Source organism: Cryobacterium sp. TMT2-18-2 (assembly GCF_004402245.1).
GTDB lineage: Bacteria > Actinomycetota > Actinomycetes > Actinomycetales > Microbacteriaceae > Cryobacterium > Cryobacterium sandaracinum.
Map to the genome: position 1 here is coordinate 85,406 of NZ_SOFU01000028.1, position 19,038 is coordinate 104,443.

Below are 19,038 nucleotides of genomic sequence, written 5' to 3' on the forward strand. Positions count from 1 at the left end.
TGTCCGACGTCGGTGGGTCAGCTGAAGGAATCTCCGCATGCGCAGCTTCCGCCGGCGTTCGGATTGTCGATCGTGAACCCCTGCTTTTGGATGGTGTCCTCGAAGTCAATGGATGCCCCGTCCAGGTAGGGGACACTCATTTTGTCCACGACGATCTCGACCCCATCGAAGTCGACGAGAGCGTCACCGTCGAGTAGCCTCTCGTCGAAATAGAGCTGGTAGATGAGGCCGGAGCAGCCTCCGGGTTGAACGGCAACGCGCAGGCGGAGGTCCTCGCGGCCTTCCTGAGCGAGCAGGCTGCGTACCTTGTCAGCGGCGGTGGCGCTCAGGCCCACGCCATGGGCGGCTGTGCTGGTGGCGACTGTGTCGGTCATGGTGCTCCTCAGTGTTCGAGTCGTTTTCACGCGGTCTTTCGCGGCGGCTGAATGACCGTCGGAGGCAACGAAGATTGTACCGACCACAACCGGGAATACACCCTCTGCATTCCCGGATTTCTGCGCTCTCGGTCGGATCAGCTGCCGGTGCGCTGATTCAGACGGCCGAGTAGGAAGGCCTCACTGAGGATGGCCCGCTTGAACACTCCGAGATGCAGAGATTCGTTGGGGCTGTGCGCCCTGGAATCCGGGTCCTCGACCCCGGTGACCAGGATCTGAGCGTCCGGAAACACCCGCACCAGGTCGGCGATGAAGGGGATGGACCCGCCGACGCCGATGTCCACCGGGCTTTCGCCCCAGGCTTCGGCCATGGCGCTCCGCGTCTCAGCGACGGCCCAGCCGCCCGTGTCGACCAGGAAGGCCTCCCCCGTGTCGACGTCATCGATGTCGATCCGGGCGCCGAATGGAGCCTTGGCACGCAGATGCGCCTCGAGCGCACGGAAAGCCTCGTCGGCCGACTGACCGGGAGCGATCCGGGTGCTTAGTCGAACGGTGACGGCCGGGGTAAGCGTGTTCGACGCGTTGGCCACGGACGGCGCGTCGATCCCGGTGATTGTGATGGCCGGCTGGGACCAGATCCGGCTGAGCACCGAGCCGTGACCGATCGCGACGACGCCGTCGGTGAGCCCGGTTTCCAGGCGGAGCTGCTCCACCGTGTAGTCCGGAGTCGGAACATCGATGCTCGTCAGCCCGCGGACGGCGACGGCGCCGTCGTCGGCGTACAGGCTGTCGAGCAGACGAACGGCGGCCATCATCGCGTCGGGAACCGCTCCCCCGAACATGCCCGAGTGCGACGCGTGGTCAAGGGTGCGGACCGTCAGTCGGAACGTGACATTGCCGCGCAGCGCCGTGGTCAGTGCAGGGGTGTTGATGTCCCAGTTGTTCGAATCCGCGACGACGATGGCGTCCGCGCGCAGGGACTCCCGGTTCTCCTCCAGGAAGGTGGCGAAGGACCGGCTGCCGAACTCTTCCTCGCCTTCGATGAAGAGTGCCAGGCCGAGGTTGAAATCGGGTCCTTCTGCTTCCACGAGAGCTCGGATCGACGCGATGTGGGCCATGACCCCCGCCTTGTCGTCCGCCGCACCGCGTCCGTAGAGGCGGTTGCCGCGCACGGTCGGTTCGAACGGGTTGGAGTCCCAGTCCGCATCCTGGCCGGGCGGTTGCACATCGTGGTGCGCATAGAGCAGAACCGTCGGGCGCCCGTTGCGTGCCGCGCGCGTGGCCAAAACGGCCGGATGGCCGAGTTCGGCACCGCCCGGGATCCCGGCCCGCTTGACCTCGACCGAATCGAACACCCCGAGGTCGCGGACCAGGACCGCGACGGCATCCGCACTGGCGGCAACCTGATGCGCGTCAAAGGCATCCCAGGAGACGGAGGGAATCCGCACCAGGGCGCACAGGTCGGCAATGGTCGTGGGGAGGCCGCGTTCGACTGCCGCGCGAAGAGCCGGGGCGGCCGGGGAGATTGCCGAGGGCGCTGTTTCTCGAATATCGGTCATCAGGTAATCTTAAGGCAACCAATTGCAAGGAACTGATGTGGCTAAGCCTGTGAACCCAGACGCACAACCATCCATGGAGACCCCGGACGAGACCAGGTCTCGCCTCGCGGCATCCCACCCTGTCGGCAAAGGGCAGGCTACGCCCAGCCGCAGGCAGCAGGAGGCTTTGAATCGGCGCCCGCTTGTTCCAGATGACCGCAAGCTCGCGGCCAAGCAGGCCAGAGGCAAGGCCGCCGAGGCTCGCGAGCGTGCCCGGGTGGGTATGGCTGCCGGCGATGAGAAGTTCCTCCCGGTGCGCGACCGCGGTGCGCAGAAGCGCTTCGTGCGCGACTTTGTCGACGCCCGCTTCAACGTGGGCGAATTCATGATCCCGGTGATGTTTCTGGTCATCCTGCTCAGCGTATTCCCCGACGCGGCAGTGCAGACGTACGGAATCCTGGGCCTGTGGGTCTTCGTCATCGTCGCCGTTGTCGACTCCGTCATCCTGGGCTTTATCGTCACGCGCAAGCTCAATGCCAAGTTCGGCGCTGAGAAGGCCGAGCGTGTGCGCTGGTACGCAGCGATGCGTGCACTGCAACTGCGTGTGCTTCGCCTGCCGAAACCACAGGTCAAGCGCGGCCGCTACCCCGCCTGACGCCGCAACACTCACGCCCTCAAACGGAGAAGGTCCCCGACCTGATCAGGGGCACGCGGAGTTCCTCGTCCGTCAGCGAACCGTGCTGACCGACCATCGAACGTGCGGACTGATTCGGCTCGCGGGAGTCGTAGTAGGCGATGAGCTTGCGTGCGGCCACGATCACGTCGCCGATGCGAGGCAGGACCTCGGGTGCAACTTCGCCGAACAGCCCGGCCTCGACTGCTTCCGCGCGGCTGAAGACCCAGGCGCGGTGGCCTTCGATACCGCGCCACGTATCGGCGAGGGCTGCGGCTGCGTCGGAACCGAGTTCGGGTTCGAGGTAGAGGTGCAGGCACCGGGGATCCCCGCCGATGTGGCGGACGCCGCCGACGAGTTCGGGGACCGTGTCGAAGAGCACGTGTCTGGTCATCGGGACGTCGATGATTCCGTGGTCGGCCGTGACCAGGAGACCCTCATCGGCTGTCAGTGCGGCCGCGAAGCGGGCAACCGCGCCGTCGAGGTTTTCCAGCGCGGACAACCACCGCTCGGACTCCCAGCCGTGCGCGTGCGCGGCCACATCCAGCTCGGGAACGTAGACGTAGACGAGGGCGCGCGGCTCGGTGTCCAGAAGGTGTCGCGCGGCGGCGAACCTGTCGGGCACGCTCTCTGCGGGCACGTAGTGCGCACCGCGAAGCGCCGCCTGGGTGAAGCCGGATGTGGTGTACCGGCGGGGTCCGATGGCGAAACCGGGAATGCCGGCATCCGCGGCGCGTTCGAAGACGGTGCGCGCACGCTGCCAGGTCTCCGGTCGCATGCCGTCGTCCCAGCCGGTCAGCTGGTTCACCACACGGTCATGGTCGGCGTCTCGGACCCGGTAGCCGACGAGTCCGTGCTGCCCGGGTGCGACACCCGTGGTGAGGGTCGTGATTCCTGCAGCCGTGGTGGATGGGAAGACGCCGTCGATCACGCTGGACTTGGTCAGCAGCGAGTTCAGGAATCGGGCGTGCCCGGGACGGGCTCGGAGGGAACTGACGCCGAGGCCGTCCGCCAGAAGGACGACCGCCTTGTTCGTCTGGCCGAGGTCCAGAATGTTGGAAATGCCCTCGATCGATGAGAGAGAACTTGTGAGAACGTCGGCAAGGCGCAGGGTGCCGAATTGGCGGGCCGGTAGCATGGGGGGCATCGTGCCAAGTCTGACATAGACAGGGCCGGATCGATCCAGCGCCTACCCGACAGCGCGCGTCCCGCAACGCACGCCTCAGCAGAATTCACGAATGAGCCGTTCAGACAGCACCACGCCCGCCACGTTCACCGAGCGCATCGAAGACGTCGATGTCTCCACCGAGATGCAGGGCTCGTTCCTCGAATACGCCTACTCGGTCATCTACTCCCGGGCGCTCCCGGACGCCCGGGACGGGCTCAAGCCAGTGCAACGGCGCATCCTGTACCAGATGAGCGAGATGGGGCTCCGCCCCGATCGCGGCCACGTCAAGTCGGCGCGGGTCGTCGGCGAGGTCATGGGCAAGCTGCACCCGCATGGCGACACCGCGATCTATGACGCTCTCGTGCGCATGGCGCAGGCGTTCACGCTCCGGGTCCCTTTGATCGACGGCCACGGCAACTTCGGCTCGCTCGATGACGGGCCGGCCGCCCCGCGGTACACCGAGGCCAGGCTGGCCGCGCCGGCCCTGGCCATGACAGAAAACCTCGACGAAGACGTCGTCGACTTCGTACCCAACTACGACAACCAGCTCACCCAGCCGGACGTTCTCCCGGCCGCCTACCCCAACCTGCTCGTCAACGGCGCGAGCGGTATCGCCGTCGGCATGGCCACCAACATGGCCCCGCACAACCTGATCGAGGTCGTCGGCGCGGCACGCCATCTGCTCGCCCACCCAAACGCGACCCTCGAAGACCTGATGGAGTTCGTCCCCGGGCCTGACCTGCCCACCGGCGGCACGATCGTCGGGCTGTCGGGAATCATGGATGCCTACGCCACCGGGCGCGGCAGTTTCAAGACCCGGGCGCGGGTATCCGTCGAAGCCATCACCGCGCGCAAGGCCGGTCTCGTCGTCACCGAACTTCCCTATCTGGTCGGGCCCGAGCGGGTCATCGAAAAGATCAAGGACGGGGTCAATTCCAAGAAGCTCAGTGGCATCTCCGATGTCACCGATCTGACGGACCGCACCAAGGGGCTCCGTCTCGTCATCGGGATCAAGACCGGTTTCAGCCCGGAGGCCGTGCTCGAGCAGTTGTACCGGGTGACCCCGCTCGAGGACTCATTCAACATCAATGCGGTCGCCCTCGTCGACGGCGGCCCGCAGACACTGGGCCTGCGAGAACTCCTGCTCGTCTACATCGGACACCGAATCGAGGTCGTGACCCGGCGCTCGGCCTACCGACTGGCCCGACGAACGGAGCGTCTGCATCTCGTCGAAGGCCTCCTGGTGGCAATCCTGGACATCGACGAGGTGATCCAGGTCATCCGCGCCAGCGACGACAGCGAGCAGGCGCGCGCCAAGCTGATCGACGTTTTCGACCTGAGCCAGATTCAAGCCGAGTACATCCTCGAGCTCCGCCTGCGGCGCCTGACCCGCTTCTCGCGCATCGAACTCGAAACCGAGCGGGATCAGCTGCTGGCGGAGATCGCGACGCTGAAGAAGCTTCTCGGCAGCAAGGCCTCCATCCGCACCCTGGTGTCCGACGAACTGGCCTCGGTGGCCGAGCGTTTCGGCACGCCTCGGCGAACCCTGTTGACTGAGGCCAAGGCGAGTGTCGCCGGCGCCAACAGCGCCGCCGCCAAGCGGAAGGCCGCCATCCTCGAGGTGACGGACACCCCGACCCGGGTCTACCTCAGCGTGACGGGCAAGATCGCCCGGGTGGAGATTCCGGCCGGCTCCACTGTCCAGCCGGAGCGGATCACCCCGGCTCAGAGGCGCAGCAAGCATGACGCCGTCCTGTCCGTTCTGGACACCACCAGTCGCACCGAGGTTGGAGCGGTCACCAGCCTGGGACGGCTCATCCGCTTCTCCCCCGTCGACCTCCCCGTGCTCCCGCCGACCTCGGTCCAGCTCGGGGCCGGCGTACGCGTGCGCGACTACCTGGCCCTGTCCAACACAGCGGAGAAGATCGTCGCGCTCGTCGCGCTCGATTCCGAGCATTCGATCGTTCTCGGGACCAGACAGGGCATCGTGAAACGCGTCACACCCGGCGACTGGGCAAACAAACCCGATTTCGAGATCATCGCGCTGAAGCCCCAGGACGTGGTGGTCGGCGCGGCGCAGGGTGCGGAAGACGACGAACTCGTCTTCATCGCCTCCGACTCACAGCTGTTGCGTTTTCCTGCCGGGTCGGTGCGCCCGCAGGGGCGCACCGCCGGCGGCATGGCGGGCATCAAACTGGCCGCGGACGCGCACGTGGTGTACTTCACCAGCGTGGAAACGCACGGCGCGGCCGCGCTCGTGGTTGCGACCATCGCGACCGGCAGCCACACCCTGCCCGGAACAGACCCGGGCAGCGCCAAAGTGTCCGATTTCTCCGAGTACCCGGCGAAAGGCCGGGGAACGGGTGGGGTGCGCTCCCAACGGTTCCTGAAAGGCGAGGACACCGTCTCCGTCGCGTGGGTGGGGCCTCTGCCGGCCCGGGCGGTCGCGTCGGACGGCACTCCCCGCACGCTTCCTGAATCAGGGTCGCGGCGTGATGCGTCCGGGGCCATGCTGGACTCCGTGATCGGCGCCATCGGCGCCAGGATCGGCTGACACCCGAGCACGATCCCCAGCCATGTGCGGCGGGTAGTGCGTTATGGTGGCGACATGACACACCTCGACGATTCCGTCATTCTCGTCCTCGGCGCCTCGGGGGGTCTGGGAAGTGAGATTGCCCGACTTCTGGCTGCCGGCGGCGCCCGACTCGTCCTGAGCGGTCGCAACCAGGCGAAACTTGAGGCGCTCCAGATCCCCGGAACCCCGCTCGCCGCCGACCTCACCGATCCGAACGCAATCACGACCCTCGTCGCCGACGCGATCAGCGTGAACGGACGGCTCGACGGCATCGTCAACGCATCGGGGGTGGTTGCCTTCGGACCGGCGATCGAGGTGAGCGATGAGACGCTCGCCGAGCTGTTCGCCGTGAACACGTTGGCACCGATCCGCCTGCTCCGTGCGGCTCGGATCGCGCTGGGCGAATCCGCCGAGCAGGGGCGAGAGCCCTTTATCGTCACCCTCAGCGGCGTCGTCAGCGAGAGCCCCACTGCCAACCTCGCCGCATACTCGGCGTCCAAGGCCGCCCTCGCTGCCTTCGGACAGGCCGCCGGCCGGGAACTGCGGCGTAGCGGCATCCGCATTCTGGACGCGCGGCCCGGTCACACCGAGACCGACCTCTCCACTCACCCGATCTCCGGAAACGCCCCGCGCCTGCCGGCCGGCTACTCTCCGGTCGTCGTCGCCCAGCGCGTTGTCGACGCCATCATCAACGGCGAACGCGACCTGGCCAGCACATCGTTCCACTCGTAGGCCCCCCGGTCACGGGCGTCACACGTCGATGCGGTCGCGACTCAGTTTGTCCGAGCTCTCGATGATGAACTCCTTGCGCGGCGCGACGTCGTTGCCCATCAGGAGCTCGAAGACGTTTCCGGCCATCTCCGCGTCGGCGACCCGCACGCGGCGCAGCGTGCGATGCGCCCGCTCCATAGTCGTCGTGGCGAGCTGGTCTGCATCCATTTCGCCGAGGCCCTTGTAGCGCTGAATCGGATCCTGGTAGCGCTTGCCGGTTTTCTTGAGTCCGGCGAGCACGGCCTGAAGCTCCACCTCCGAATACGTGTAGATGGTCTCGTTCGGCTTCGTGCCCGGGTTCATCACCACGACTCGGTGGAGCGGCGGTACGGCCGCGAAAACGCGCCCCTCCGTGATCATCGGGCGCATGTAGCGGAAGAACAGGGTGAGCAGCAGCGTGCGGATGTGCGCGCCGTCGACATCCGCGTCGCTCATGATGATGACCTTGCCGTAGCGCGCCGCGGACAGGTCGAAACTCCGTCCGGATCCGGCGCCGATCACCTGGATGATGGACGCGCACTCGACGTTCGACAGCATGTCGGCAACGGATGCCTTCTGCACATTCAGGATCTTGCCGCGAATGGGGAGGAGTGCCTGGTGCTCGCTGTCCCGGGCGAGCTTGGCCGTGCCCAGGGCGGAATCTCCTTCGACGATGAAGAGCTCGCTCGTCGAGACATCATTGCTGCGGCAGTCGACCAGTTTCGCGGGCAGGGACGAGCTCTCCAACGCGTTCTTCCGGCGCTGGGTTTCCTTGTGGGCGCGAGCCGAGATTCGCGATTTCATCTCGGCCACGATCTTGTCCAGGACGACCGCGGCCTGCGTCTTGTCGTCGCGCTTCGTGGACACAAAACGCGCGTTCATGGCTTGGGCGACGACGTTGGCCACGATGGCGCGAACCGCGGGGGTGCCGAGCACCTCCTTGGTCTGCCCCTCGAATTGAGGCTCGGGCAGCCGAACGGTGAGCACGGCTGTGAGGCCGGCCATCACGTCGTCCTTCTCCAGCTTGTCCGACCCCATTTTGAGCCGCCGAGCGTTCAGCTCGACCTGCGCACGCAGAAACTTGAGCAGGCCCGCGTCGAACCCGGCTTGGTGCGTTCCGCCCTTCGGGGTGGCGATGATGTTCACGAAGCTGCGGACGACCGTATCGTAGCCTGTCCCCCAACGGAGGGCGATGTCCACGGCACAGTCCCGGACCAGCTCGGTGGGCACCATGGCACCCGTCGGGGTCAGCACCGGGACGGTCTCCCGGAAGGTTCCGTTTCCGGTCAGTCGCCAGGTGTCGGTGATCGGGCTATCGGTGGCGAGGTGATCGACGAACTCCGAGATCCCGCCCTCGAACTTGAAGGACTCGAGCACGTGCACGTCTGTGCGCTCGTCCGCGATCTCGATCCCCAGGCCCGGGACGAGGAAGGCCGTCTGACGCGCCCGCTCGAGCAATTCCTCGGTCTGAAACGACGCCCCCTTCGTGAAGATCTGACGGTCGGCCCAGTAGCGCACCCGAGTCCCGGTCACACCGCGCTTGACCTTGCCGATGACACGTAGTTCGCTCTGCTTCTCAAAAGGCGTGAACGGCGCGTCGGGGCTCTTCTTTCCCGAGTCCGCGAAAATCCCAGGTTCGCCGCGGTGGAACGACATGGCCCAGGTCTTGCCGTCACGGTCGACCTCGACGTCGAGGCGCTCGGACAGGGCATTGACGACGGATGCGCCCACCCCGTGCAGGCCACCGGACGCGGCATACGATCCGCTGCCGAATTTGCCGCCGGCGTGCAGTTTGGTGAAGACGACCTCGACGCCGGTCAGTCCCGTCTTCGGCTCGATGTCAACCGGAACGCCCCGAGCCGTGTCGCGCACCTCCACGCTCTCGTCAGCATGGAGCACGATGTCGATGCTGGTGCCGAACCCGCCCAGTGCCTCGTCGACCGAGTTGTCGATGATCTCCCAGAGACAGTGCATGAGCCCGCGCGAGTCGGTGGACCCGATGTACATGCCCGGGCGTTTGCGAACCGCTTCCAGCCCTTCGAGGACTGACAGATGGCGGGCGGAATAATCAGAAGAACTCACAACGGTCAAGAATACCGAACCAGCGCCCTCCCCCGGTCATCAACACCCGATTGAAGTGCGCTACGCGGTGAGCGAAATAACGGGCAACCGACTCGATAACCTTGCCAGACCGTGTTTCCATTGAGTACAGGTTAAATTGGTATCAATTGGTATCAGTCTGGAGGAGGAAACCATGTCCCAGATCGCAGCCGAGAATGGTGCCATCAACCACGAGAAGGCTCCCCACCAGCTCACCGCGGCAGACCGCTGTGATGCGTGTGGAGCCCAGGCCTACATTCGTGTGGTCGTGAACAACAGCGAACTGCTGTTCTGCGCGCACCACGGCCGTAAGCACCAGGAGAAGCTCGCCGCCATCGCGGAAAGCTGGCACGACGAGTCGAGCCGCCTCCTCGAGGACCAGCGCTCCTAGCGGTATCGGTTGGCCTCAGGCAGTTCAAGTTGTCCTGCGACCGGCCGATGGGCCGCTACTCCGTGGAGAGTCCGAGCCGCACCGCAATCTGATTGCGTGCGGCTCGTGCCATGTCGTCGGCAGCCAGCGCATGGTCACCGGGCAAGTACTCGTGCCCGATACGGGACAGGGTCATACGCAGCAGGTGGTCGGCCAGTCCGGGGTTTTTGGCGAGAACGGGACCGTGAAGATGGGTCCCGACGACGCTACCCATGACCAGTCCCTCCGCACCCGCGCCATTGCCCGTTCCGGAGAGCACCTGGCCGAGCGGCGACGCCTCGCCTCCGACATAGCTGCGCTGATGATTCTCGAAACCGATCAAACGTCCGTACCGGGAGGCCACCGCGATGTCATCCGTGGCCCGTGCCGGCATCGGAACAGCGCGACCGGCCACGATGCCCAGCCCCTCGACAACGGTTCCGTCAGCGAGTTCGATACCCCAGCTCAGAAGTTCCCAGCCGGTTCCGACCAGGAGGATGGGGACACCCGCGGTGGCCCAGGTGCGCAGCTCCGTGGTCATCGTCGCGAGGATATCCCTGGCACGCACAATGTCGGAGTCGGAGCCCGATCCGACGACGACGGCATCGACCTGGTCCGGCAGATCGGCCGCGGAGCGCACCTCCACGACCGTGGCATCGGCACCGGCCCATCGGGCCCGCTGGGCGAGAACGCGAGCGTTGGCGGCATCGCCGTTGGTGCCCAGGAGTTCGGGAAGCAGCGACACGATCGAGAGCGGACGGGTCATTCCTGCTCCTCCCTGTTGGTGACGAGCCCCAGGTGCGTCCTGGTGCGTCGCATGGAGTCTGCGGAGAAGATGATCGTCTTCAAACCCGTCAGCGGTTCGGGCAGGGCCAGGAAATCGTCCAGGGCCAGTCCCAGGTTCGGCTCGATGCGGTCGACGACGACGTCGTCGTACACCAGCTGGAGGGCAATTTCGTGCGCCTTCGAACCGGATGCAATGCGGACCCGGCCCAGACCCGAGGTGTTGACGGGCCAAAAGTAGGACGGGTCGCGCACGTCTGACCCGATTGCGATGAGGATCTGCTCGGTCTTCGGCTCGAGGCTGTCTACGTTCAGCTGGAAACTGGCCGGGTTCTGCACCAGTACGAATTCAACCTGCTTGCCTCGAACCGTGACGATCTCACCACGGCCGAAGACCGGTGGGATGGCCGAGATGGCGTTGATGGCCAGCACCGGATCGAAGCGGTCGCCGAGCGCGGCCTGCGCCGTGCACAGCGCGGTCAGGGCGTCGACGGCATAGTGCGTTCCGCGGGCGGGCAACCCGAGCGGGTAATCCACACCCGCAATGCTCACGGTGGCGCGGCGGCCCTGCACGGAGGTGAGGAGCATCCCCTCCCCCGCGTCCAGCCTGGTGGCGGTGGTCGCGCTGTAGCCCAAGCCCCGCGGATTGTCCACGAGAACGTCGGCGGAGACGCCGTAGCGCGCGACGGCAGAGGAAACGGGTAGGCGTGCGGCAAGGTCGCTCAAGTACTGATCGTCCGCGTTGACCACGACGGTTCCGGTGGCTCTGGCGGCGATCTTGGCGAGCATGGCCGCGACCATGTCCGAGTCATGAAATCGGTCGATCTGGTCGACCATGACGTTCGTCAGCGCAACGACGCGCGGCGTCAACGTACCGGAGATCAGGGCTCCGTGGCCCTCATCCATCTCCAACACGGCGATGTCGCCCGCGATATGACCGCTCAGGCTGGCCTGCTCGAGCAGCGCGGAGGTCAGACCCTGGCTGATGTTGGCCGTGGACTGGTTGGTGAAGACAACGGTGCCGTGAGCACGGAGCGCTGCGACCAGCATCTTGGTCGTCGTCGACTTGCCGCTCGATCCGGTGACGATGACCAGGCCGCCCGGAAAGCTGTTCAGGCTGCGCGGAAGGAATCCGGGTGCGATCCTGTTCACCACGAGACCGGGGATCGCGGATCCGCCGCCCGGCTTCCGCCACCGGGCCACTCTGCGTACGACGCGTCCCAGAAGAATCGCCGGTGCGTAGCGCAAAACGACCTCTACTCGAGGTAGTCGCGTAGGGACTGCGACCGTGAGGGGTGACGCAGTTTGGCCATGGTCTTGGACTCGATCTGACGGATGCGCTCACGCGTCACGCCGAACGTGTCGCCGATCTGGTCGAGGGTCTTCGGCATGCCGTCCCCGAGGCCGAAGCGCATGCGGATGACGCCGGCCTCTCGTTCGGAGAGCGAGTCGAGCAGGCTTTCGAGCTGCTTCTGCAACATCGTGAAACCGACGGCGTCCGCAGGCACAACGGCTTCCGTGTCCTCGATCAGGTCGCCGAACTCGCTGTCGCCGTCCTCACCGAGCGGAGTGTGCAGGGAAATGGGTTCGCGGCCGTACTTCTGGACTTCGACGACCTTCTCCGGGGTCATATCCAGTTCGCGGCTCAGCTCTTCCGGTGTGGGCTCCCGGCCGAGGTCCTGAAGCATCTGGCGCTGGACGCGGGCGAGCTTGTTGATGACCTCGACCATGTGCACTGGAATCCGGATCGTGCGGGCCTGGTCGGCCATCGCACGCGTGATCGCCTGACGGATCCACCAGGTCGCGTAGGTGGAGAACTTAAAGCCCTTGGTGTAGTCGAATTTTTCGACGGCACGGATGAGGCCCAGGTTGCCTTCCTGGATCAGGTCGAGGAATTGCATGCCGCGGCCCGTGTAGCGCTTGGCGAGCGAGACGACCAGGCGAAGGTTCGCCCCCAGGAGGTGGCTTTTGGCGCGGGCGCCGTCTTTGGCGACCCACATCAGCTCGCGTCCGAGGGCACTCTTCTTCTCGGCGTCGCTCATCTGGGACATCTTGTCTTCGGCGAAGAGCCCGGCTTCGATGCGCATCGCGAGCTCGACCTCTTCGGCGGCGTTCAGTAGGGCAACCTTGCCGATCTGCTTCAGGTAGTCCTTGACAGGGTCGGCCGTCGCGCCGGTGATTGCGCTGGAGTAAACCGGCACCTCGTCGTCGTCGTCGACCAGGGACAGTACTAGGGCACCGCTCGGGAGTGCCTCCGCGGATGCTGCGCGCTTCTTTTTGGCCTCGTCGGAGTCGTCGTCGGCATCCGCGTCATCGCTGCGTGCGGCCTCATCGTGTTCGTCAGATGCCGGCTTGGCTTTCGCCTTCGTGCTGGCGGCGCGCTTGCGCGGCGCGGGCTTCTCTTCACCGTTTGCTGCGGCGGCGGCCGCAGCAGCGGCCTTGGCCAGAGCGGACTTGGTCGGCTTCTTCGCGGCGACCTTGGGTGCCGGCGCAACGGCGTCTGAAACCTCAGTGGCGCTCACGGTGGATTCTTCGGTTTGCTCGATTTTTGTGCGGGTTGCCATTCGAACACCTCTCATGCCGTGGCGCGGGAGCCTGCGGCGCTGCCAGGCGGGTCCCGACCGGGTGGGTCTGGCGGGAGAGGAGCCTGGGCAGTGTGGATTTTGGGCAGTACTAGGACCCATGTCAAGTCCCAGGCTATTAACACCGACACTGATGTCGTTGTTCCCAGGACCAGAACGGGCCCTATTGACAATTATTGCATGCTTTGTGTAGGAGACAAGCCAGGCGCGCAGCTATTCCGGCTGCTGCCTCAGGCGCCAGGCTCGCGCCACGGCGACCCAGAGCGGCGCGACTTCCACTCCCTCGTCGCGCGACAGCTTGCTGCGGGTGCGGGCCCGGGCGTGCAGCAGAAGAATCACGCCGAGTCCCACAACCAGGAACTGCACGGAAAACGCAACCCGAAAGGAGTCGAGCGAATACAGATCGCTCACCTCCCCCCTGGCGATGCGCCAGCCGTCCTGCAAGTCAAGCAGTAGCCCGATCAGGTAGACCATCACGAAACTGGCGGTGAAGCCGCCCACGTTCACGACGCCGTTCGCCGAGCCGTGGCTGCGCTGGGGGTTGAAGGTGCGCGCGAAATCGAAGCCGATCAGCGAGCCGGGTCCCCCGATGCCAAGTGCGACGAGCAGCACGAGCATCAACCAGAACGGGGGCTGCTCCGGCCACAGCAGCACCGCGGCCCAGGCCGCTCCCATCAGTGCGACGACGCCGAGTACGATGGTGCTGCGGCGCAGCGGAAAGCGCGCCGTCAGGATCCCCAGGATCGGCCCGCACACCATGCCGGCGCCCACCAGGACCATCAGCATCCCCGCGGCGAGGGACGTGTCGTAGCCCAGTCCATACACCATGAAGGGGAATCCCCAGAGCAGGGTGAAGACGGTTCCGGAGGACTGTGTGACGTAGTGCGACCAGAAGCCGAGCTGGGTTCCGGGCCGCTTGAAACTGTGTGTGAGCTGCAGGAGCGCGCCACGCCAGCTGGTGGTCCGGTTCTGCATGGATGCGCGGTCCGGTTGGTCCGTCACCACGACGATGACCACGATCAGGGCCAACACGGCAACCGCGGCGGCGGAGAGGAACGTCGGCGTCCACCCCCAGGTGTGCAGCACCCACGCCAGCGGTAGGGCGGACAGCACCTGGCCGAGCTGACCGATGTTCCCCAGCCACTGCGAGAGCTGAGGAACGATGCGTCCGGAGAACCACGAGGCGATGAGGCGAATCATCGAGATGAAGATGGCGGCGTCGCCAGCACCGACGAGGATGCGCCCGAGCACGGCAATCGGGATGTCGGGGGCGAAGGCGAGCGTGGTCTGGCCGACCACCATCAGCGCTGTCCCGGTGGCGACCAGCACGCGTGGCCCGTACCGATCGATCAGGACTCCCACCGGAATCTGTGCCGCCGCATAGACGGCGAGTTGCACGACGGCGAGGCTGGACAGCAGCGCGGCAGACCCGCCGAACCGTTCAGTAGCGGCGACACCGGCGATCCCGAGGGAAGAGCGCTGCAGGACGGCGGAGAGGTACGCGAACGATCCGACGTAAAAGATCAACCAGGAGCGGCGCGAGTTCATTGCCCCAAACTTACCCGCGCCGGAGCATCCGGCTTCACGGCGACGCTCGGCGGATCAGGCCGGCGAACCGTCGTCTCTGCTGCGCCGGGTGGCGAGGAAGTTCTCCAGTTCGGCGGCGATCTCATCGGCGCTGGGCAATTCGCCGGCCTCGTCGGTCAGTGGGGAGCGCAGCGTGCTGCCCTCCATATAGGCGTCGTAGCGCTCTTCGAGCGTGCCGACGAGCTTGCCCAGCTCGGGGTTGTCCCGCACTTGCTCGTCGATGCGGGCGACGAACTCGCGGTTCTTCTCTCGCACCCGATCGGTGGGGAAGATCAGCCCGGTGGAGGCACTCGTGCTGTCCAGGGCTGCGAGGGCGGCGAGGGGGAATTCCGTGTCGGCCAGATAGTGCGGGATCAGCAGTACGAACCCGACGACGGAGGTACCAGCCTCCTGCAGCCGATATTCCACCAGGTGCAGCGCATTCGCCGGAACCTGGGTGTTAGGACGCCAGACCGACATACTCTCGACCAGATCGGACCGGTTTCCGCTGACGGTCACGCCGATCGGACGGGTGTGCGGGACCGGCATCGGAATCGCGTGCACCCAGGTTGTGGAGGCCACCTTGAAGCGGCGCTCGAGCTGCAGCACCGCGGCGGTGAACTGTTCCCAGCGGAAATCCGGCTCGAAGCCGGTCAGCAGCAGGAACGGCTGGCCGATCTCGTCCCTGACCTGGTACACCCTCAGGGCGGGAGACTGATAGTCGGTGAGGTGGTCCTGGTCGAACTGGATGATCGGCCGCCGCGCCCGGTAGTCGAGCAGCACGTCGGCGTCGAAGGTCGCGACGACGGTGTGGTCAAGGGTTTCCAGAAGATATTCGGTGAATTGCGAGACGGCACCACCGGCATCCGCGAAGCCCGTCACACCCGCGACAAGATGGAGCCCCTCCGGGACGTTTTCCGCGTCCGCAGTCAGCTCGTAAATGTCACCAGGATCCCGCATGACATTAACTGTAAGCGCCAAATTCCGGGCGGTGCGGGAATCGACGACGCCGTCGTGATGCCGAGAGCGAACACACCCGGAGCGTACGATCGGTGGATGACCGCACCCCGCCTGACCATATCCGCAGCACCCGCCCTCGAATCGGAGGTGGACGTTCTCATAGTCGGGGCGCTCCAGTCCGGCGACTCCACCGCCCTGTTCGCTGACGCCGCCTTCGCCGGCCTCGCGGACCAACTCGCGCCCCTGGGTATCACGGGCGGTCGCGATCAGGTGGTGCGACTGCCTGCGTCGATCGGCAACGCCCGCAGCATCGCCGTTGTCGGAATCGGCAAGGAGGCCACGGTCGATGCGCTGCGCCATGCCGCCGGGTCGGCCGTTCGCCAGCTTACCGGCGTGACCTCGGTTGCCTTTGCCTTCCCCACGACCACGGATGCCCAAGTGGAGGCCGTCCTGGAGGGTGCCGCACTCGGTGCGTACTACTACACCGCGTACCGGCAGAACTCGCTCGCCGCGACCAGGGTCCCGGCGCAGGAGATCACGGTGCACGCCGCCGCGGAGGCGGCCGGAGTCTCCGCCCGCGTCGGAGTCATCGCCGAGGCCGTCAACCTGGTCAAGGACCTGGTCAACATGCCGCCCTCCGACCTCTACCCGGACGCACTCGCGCGCCAGGCGATGGACGCCGCCGCGGGCCTTCCCGTCGCCGTGCGCGTCTGGGACGAGACGGAGCTGGCCGCGGATGGTTTCGGCGGGATCGCGGGCGTCGGCCAGGGTTCCAGTCGGCCGCCGCGCTTGGTCAAGGTCAGCTACACGCCGGAGGGCGCGACGCAGCACATTGCCCTGGTCGGCAAGGGCATCACCTTCGACACCGGCGGACTCTCACTGAAGCCGCCGGCATCCATGGTCGGCATGAAATACGACATGACCGGCGCGGCGACGGTGCTGGCTGTGACCCTGGCGGCCGCCCGCCTGGGGCTCAACGTGCGCATCACCGCCTGGCTCTGCATCGCGGAGAACATGCCGTCCGGCTCGGCCATCCGACCCAACGACGTGTTGCAGATCCGCGGAGGCCGCACGGTCGAGGTGCTGAACACGGATGCGGAGGGTCGCCTGGTTCTTGCGGACGGTCTCGTCGCGGCCGGCGAGGAGTGCCCGGATGCCATCGTCGACGTGGCGACACTGACCGGCGCCGCCCTCGTCGCACTCGGCACCCGCTACTACGCCGCCATGGGTGAGGATGCCCTGGTCGCCCGGGTGCTCGCCGCCGGCAAATCGGTGGGTGAGCTGGTGTGGCCGATGCCGCTTCCCGCGGAACTGCGCCCTCTACTCGACTCGGATGTCGCCGACATCGCCAACGCGAAGATCGGCAGCACCCACGGCGGCATGCTGCTCGCCGGAGTATTCCTGCAGGAGTTCATCGGGACCCGCGGCAACGGGGACGGCACCGAGACGATCCCGTGGGCTCACCTGGACATCGCCGGGCCGGCCCACAACACCGGCAGCGGGTGGGGATTCACGAATGCTGGGCCGACCGGAATCTCGGTTCGGACTCTGCTCCGCCTGGCCGAGGATTTTTCGCGCCCGTAGTACAGTCGAGTGGGCGAGAAATCTCGCCCACTCTCGCCTGCCCGGATGCGTATCGTCGCTGAGGGCCGACCGAGTTGTGATGTATGAGGGAGTATCTGGGTGTCGGAACAGAATTTTGACCTTGTCGTTCTCGGCGGCGGAAGCGGTGGCTACGCGGCCGCATTGCGGGGCGTTCAGCTGGGGCTCACCGTTGGCCTGATCGAAAAGGGCAAACTCGGCGGAACCTGTCTGCACCTCGGTTGCATCCCGACCAAGGCACTCCTGCACTCGGCCGAGGTGGCCGATGTCAGCCGCGACGCCGCGAAGTACGGCGTCAAAACGCAGTTCGAGGGCATCGACATGCCCGCCGTGAACGCGTTCCGCAAGAGTATTGTGGCGTCGAAGTTCAAGGGGCTGCAGGGTCTGATCAAATCGCGCGGCATCACAGTGATCGAAGGTGAAGGTCGACTGATTTCGCCGAACACCGTGCAGGTCGGTGCCGACACCATCGTGGGTAAGAACATCGTCCTCGCGACAGGCTCCTACTCCCGCTCCCTGCCGGGGCTCGCCATCGGCGGTCGAGTCATGACCAGCGAGCACGCCCTGGAGCTCGAGTTCGTCCCGAAGAAGGTCGCCGTGCTCGGCGGCGGCGTCATCGGCGCCGAATTCGCGAGCGTCTGGAAGTCCTTCGCCGCCGACGTCACCATCATCGAGGCACTTCCCCACCTGGTTCCCAACGAGGAAGAGTCCATCTCCAAGCAGCTGGAGCGCGCCTTCCGCAAGCGCGGCATCGAATACTCGCTCGGCATCCGGTTCCAGAGCGTCACTCAGCACGAGAACGGCGTCGTCATCACCCTGGAGGACGGCACCGTCATCGAGGCGGAGATTCTGCTCGTCGCCGTCGGGCGTGGCCCGTCGACCGCCGGACTCGGCTTCGAAGAGGTCGGCGTCACCATGGACCGCGGCTTCGTCCTGACCGACGAGCGCCTCGCGACCAACATTCCCGGCGTCTTCGCCGTGGGCGACATCGTCCCCGGCCTGCAGCTCGCGCACCGCGGATTCCAGCAGGGCATCTTCGTCGCCGAGGAGATCGCCGGTCTCAACCCGATCGTCGTCGACGACCTCAACATTCCCAAGGTCACCTATTGCGACCCGGAGATCGCCTCCGTCGGCTACTCGGAGGCCAAGGCTGCCGAAAAGTTCGGCGCCGACCAGATCTCCACCTTCGAGTACAACCTGGGTGGAAACGGCAAGAGCTCCATCCTCGGCACGAGTGGCTCCATCAAGCTCGTCCGGGTCAAGGACGGCCCCATCCTCGGTGTCCACATGATCGGCGCCCGCGTCGGCGAGCTGATCGGTGAGGGACAGTTGGTGGTGAACTGGGAGGCCTACCCGGAAGACATCGCCCCGTTCCTGCACGCGCACCCCACCCAGAACGAGGCACTCGGCGAGGCCTTCCTGGCGCTGGCCGGCAAGCCGCTTCACGCGTAGCCGCCGAACCTCTGCATTCAGACACTCAGCACTCTAATTACAGACAATACGTTTTGAAGGAGACAATCGCATGAGCGAATCCGTTAACCTCCCGGCACTCGGTGAGAGTGTCACAGAGGGTACGGTCACCCGCTGGCTGAAGAACGTGGGAGACCGCGTCGAAGTCGACGAGCCGCTGCTGGAAGTATCAACCGACAAGGTGGACACGGAAATCCCGTCCCCCATTGCCGGCGTGATCGAGGCCATCCTGGTCCAGGAAGATGAGACCGTCGAGGTCGGAACTCCGCTGGTCACGATCGGTGACGGTTCCGGTGCCTCCACTCCCGTCGCGGAAGCGCCTGCGCCGGTGGACGCTCCGGAGACCATCGCGGAAGCGCCGGCACCGGTCGCGGCCCCCGCACCGGTCGCGGCCCCCGCACCCGTGGCGGCACCGGCACCCGTGGCGGCACCCGCACCCGTGGCGGCACCCGCACCCGTGGCGGCACCGGCACCCGTGGCGGCACCCG

General features: G+C 66.0%; 16 protein-coding genes. 7 read left to right on the forward strand and 9 right to left on the reverse strand.

Translation table 11 applies throughout. The annotated features are described in order from the left end of the window. Positions 1 to 17: 17 nt before the first annotated feature. Both E3O22_RS09290 and E3O22_RS09295 read right to left on the reverse strand, forming a co-directional pair. Entirely contained in the window at positions 18 to 374 is a 357-nt protein-coding gene (locus E3O22_RS09290) for an iron-sulfur cluster assembly accessory protein (RefSeq protein WP_134395586.1), read from the reverse strand. A 137-nt stretch (positions 375 to 511) separates the two neighbouring features. Continuing rightward, positions 512 to 1,933: a dipeptidase gene (locus E3O22_RS09295; protein WP_134395587.1), complete on the reverse strand. Its 1,422-nt coding sequence runs from the start codon at positions 1,931 to 1,933 to the stop codon at positions 512 to 514. Between the two features lie 37 nt (positions 1,934 to 1,970). Between E3O22_RS09295 and E3O22_RS09300 the strand changes: the two genes are divergently transcribed. Continuing rightward, positions 1,971 to 2,567 carry a DUF3043 domain-containing protein gene (locus tag E3O22_RS09300; RefSeq protein ID WP_241973235.1) on the forward strand — a complete coding sequence of 199 codons (597 nt, stop codon included), beginning with the start codon at positions 1,971 to 1,973 and terminating at the stop codon, positions 2,565 to 2,567. A 19-nt stretch (positions 2,568 to 2,586) separates the two neighbouring features. On the opposite strand, the gene E3O22_RS09305 is transcribed toward E3O22_RS09300, so the two are convergent. Continuing rightward, positions 2,587 to 3,732, reverse strand: a complete 1,146-nt coding sequence (locus E3O22_RS09305; RefSeq protein ID WP_198410591.1) for an alkaline phosphatase family protein — start codon at positions 3,730 to 3,732, stop codon at positions 2,587 to 2,589. Positions 3,733 to 3,823: 91 nt separating this feature from the next. On the opposite strand from E3O22_RS09305, the gene E3O22_RS09310 reads away from it, so the two are divergent. Both E3O22_RS09310 and E3O22_RS09315 read left to right on the forward strand, forming a co-directional pair. Beyond that, a complete protein-coding gene (locus tag E3O22_RS09310) occupies positions 3,824 to 6,307 on the forward strand; it encodes a DNA topoisomerase (ATP-hydrolyzing) subunit A (protein WP_134395588.1) in 2,484 nt (827 codons plus the stop codon). A 54-nt stretch (positions 6,308 to 6,361) separates the two neighbouring features. After that, positions 6,362 to 7,060 carry an SDR family oxidoreductase gene (locus E3O22_RS09315; protein WP_134395589.1) on the forward strand — a complete coding sequence of 233 codons (699 nt, stop codon included), beginning with the start codon at positions 6,362 to 6,364 and terminating at the stop codon, positions 7,058 to 7,060. An 18-nt stretch (positions 7,061 to 7,078) separates the two neighbouring features. On the opposite strand, the gene E3O22_RS09320 is transcribed toward E3O22_RS09315, so the two are convergent. Further along, positions 7,079 to 9,160 carry a type IIA DNA topoisomerase subunit B gene (locus E3O22_RS09320; protein ID WP_134395590.1) on the reverse strand — a complete coding sequence of 694 codons (2,082 nt, stop codon included), beginning with the start codon at positions 9,158 to 9,160 and terminating at the stop codon, positions 7,079 to 7,081. A 172-nt stretch (positions 9,161 to 9,332) separates the two neighbouring features. Between E3O22_RS09320 and E3O22_RS09325 the strand changes: the two genes are divergently transcribed. Beyond that, on the forward strand, positions 9,333 to 9,569 hold the full coding sequence (locus E3O22_RS09325) for a hypothetical protein (protein WP_134373800.1): 237 nt from the start codon (positions 9,333 to 9,335) through the stop codon (positions 9,567 to 9,569). 55 nt (positions 9,570 to 9,624) lie between these two features. Here the strand turns inward: E3O22_RS09325 and E3O22_RS09330 are convergent, their stop codons facing one another. From E3O22_RS09330 to E3O22_RS09350, 5 genes are all read right to left on the reverse strand, one after another. Beyond that, positions 9,625 to 10,353: a type 1 glutamine amidotransferase gene (locus E3O22_RS09330; protein ID WP_134395591.1), complete on the reverse strand. Its 729-nt coding sequence runs from the start codon at positions 10,351 to 10,353 to the stop codon at positions 9,625 to 9,627. Then, complete coding sequence (locus tag E3O22_RS09335; protein ID WP_134395592.1) at positions 10,350 to 11,522, reverse strand: Mur ligase family protein; 1,173 nt, start codon at positions 11,520 to 11,522, stop codon at positions 10,350 to 10,352. The genes E3O22_RS09330 and E3O22_RS09335 overlap by 4 nt, the downstream gene beginning before the upstream one ends. A 104-nt stretch (positions 11,523 to 11,626) precedes the next feature. Beyond that, the gene (locus E3O22_RS09340) at positions 11,627 to 12,934 is read right to left on the reverse strand and encodes an RNA polymerase sigma factor (RefSeq protein WP_370448432.1); all 1,308 of its coding nucleotides are present in this window, start codon (positions 12,932 to 12,934) and stop codon (positions 11,627 to 11,629) included. Between the two features lie 231 nt (positions 12,935 to 13,165). Then, positions 13,166 to 14,500 (reverse strand): nitrate/nitrite transporter, encoded by a 1,335-nt coding sequence (locus E3O22_RS09345; RefSeq protein ID WP_134395594.1) that lies wholly within the window; start codon positions 14,498 to 14,500, stop codon positions 13,166 to 13,168. A gap of 54 nt (positions 14,501 to 14,554) precedes the next feature. After that, on the reverse strand, positions 14,555 to 15,478 hold the full coding sequence (locus tag E3O22_RS09350) for a proteasome assembly chaperone family protein (protein WP_134395595.1): 924 nt from the start codon (positions 15,476 to 15,478) through the stop codon (positions 14,555 to 14,557). 96 nt (positions 15,479 to 15,574) lie between these two features. Between E3O22_RS09350 and E3O22_RS09355 the strand changes: the two genes are divergently transcribed. The 3 genes from E3O22_RS09355 to E3O22_RS09365 all read left to right on the forward strand — a co-directional run. Beyond that, positions 15,575 to 17,062, forward strand: a complete 1,488-nt coding sequence (locus E3O22_RS09355) for a leucyl aminopeptidase (RefSeq protein ID WP_134395596.1) — start codon at positions 15,575 to 15,577, stop codon at positions 17,060 to 17,062. Between the two features lie 99 nt (positions 17,063 to 17,161). Continuing rightward, positions 17,162 to 18,532, forward strand: coding sequence for a dihydrolipoyl dehydrogenase (gene lpdA, locus E3O22_RS09360; RefSeq protein WP_134395597.1), 1,371 nt, complete (start codon positions 17,162 to 17,164; stop codon positions 18,530 to 18,532). Positions 18,533 to 18,602: 70 nt separating this feature from the next. Next, positions 18,603 to 19,038 (forward strand): biotin/lipoyl-containing protein (locus E3O22_RS09365; RefSeq protein ID WP_304988789.1); only part of this gene is annotated, 436 nt, incomplete at its 3' end.

What these genes read in the sequence shown, in the direction of transcription:
- E3O22_RS09315 (WP_134395589.1), top strand. Translation starts at nt 6,362, where the DNA reads ATGACACACCTCGACGATTCCGTCATTCTCGTCCTCGGCGCCTCGGGG.
- E3O22_RS09355 (WP_134395596.1), top strand. Translation starts at nt 15,575, where the DNA reads ATGACCGCACCCCGCCTGACCATATCCGCAGCACCCGCCCTCGAATCG.
- E3O22_RS09330 (WP_134395591.1), bottom strand. Translation starts at nt 10,353, where the DNA reads ATGACCCGTCCGCTCTCGATCGTGTCGCTGCTTCCCGAACTCCTGGGC.
- E3O22_RS09340 (WP_370448432.1), bottom strand. Translation starts at nt 12,934, where the DNA reads ATGGCAACCCGCACAAAAATCGAGCAAACCGAAGAATCCACCGTGAGC.
- E3O22_RS09350 (WP_134395595.1), bottom strand. Translation starts at nt 15,478, where the DNA reads ATGCGGGATCCTGGTGACATTTACGAGCTGACTGCGGACGCGGAAAAC.
- E3O22_RS09325 (WP_134373800.1), top strand. Translation starts at nt 9,333, where the DNA reads ATGTCCCAGATCGCAGCCGAGAATGGTGCCATCAACCACGAGAAGGCT.
- E3O22_RS09310 (WP_134395588.1), top strand. Translation starts at nt 3,824, where the DNA reads ATGAGCCGTTCAGACAGCACCACGCCCGCCACGTTCACCGAGCGCATC.
- E3O22_RS09305 (WP_198410591.1), bottom strand. Translation starts at nt 3,732, where the DNA reads ATGCCCCCCATGCTACCGGCCCGCCAATTCGGCACCCTGCGCCTTGCC.
- E3O22_RS09345 (WP_134395594.1), bottom strand. Translation starts at nt 14,500, where the DNA reads ATGAACTCGCGCCGCTCCTGGTTGATCTTTTACGTCGGATCGTTCGCG.
- E3O22_RS09290 (WP_134395586.1), bottom strand. Translation starts at nt 374, where the DNA reads ATGACCGACACAGTCGCCACCAGCACAGCCGCCCATGGCGTGGGCCTG.
- E3O22_RS09295 (WP_134395587.1), bottom strand. Translation starts at nt 1,933, where the DNA reads ATGACCGATATTCGAGAAACAGCGCCCTCGGCAATCTCCCCGGCCGCC.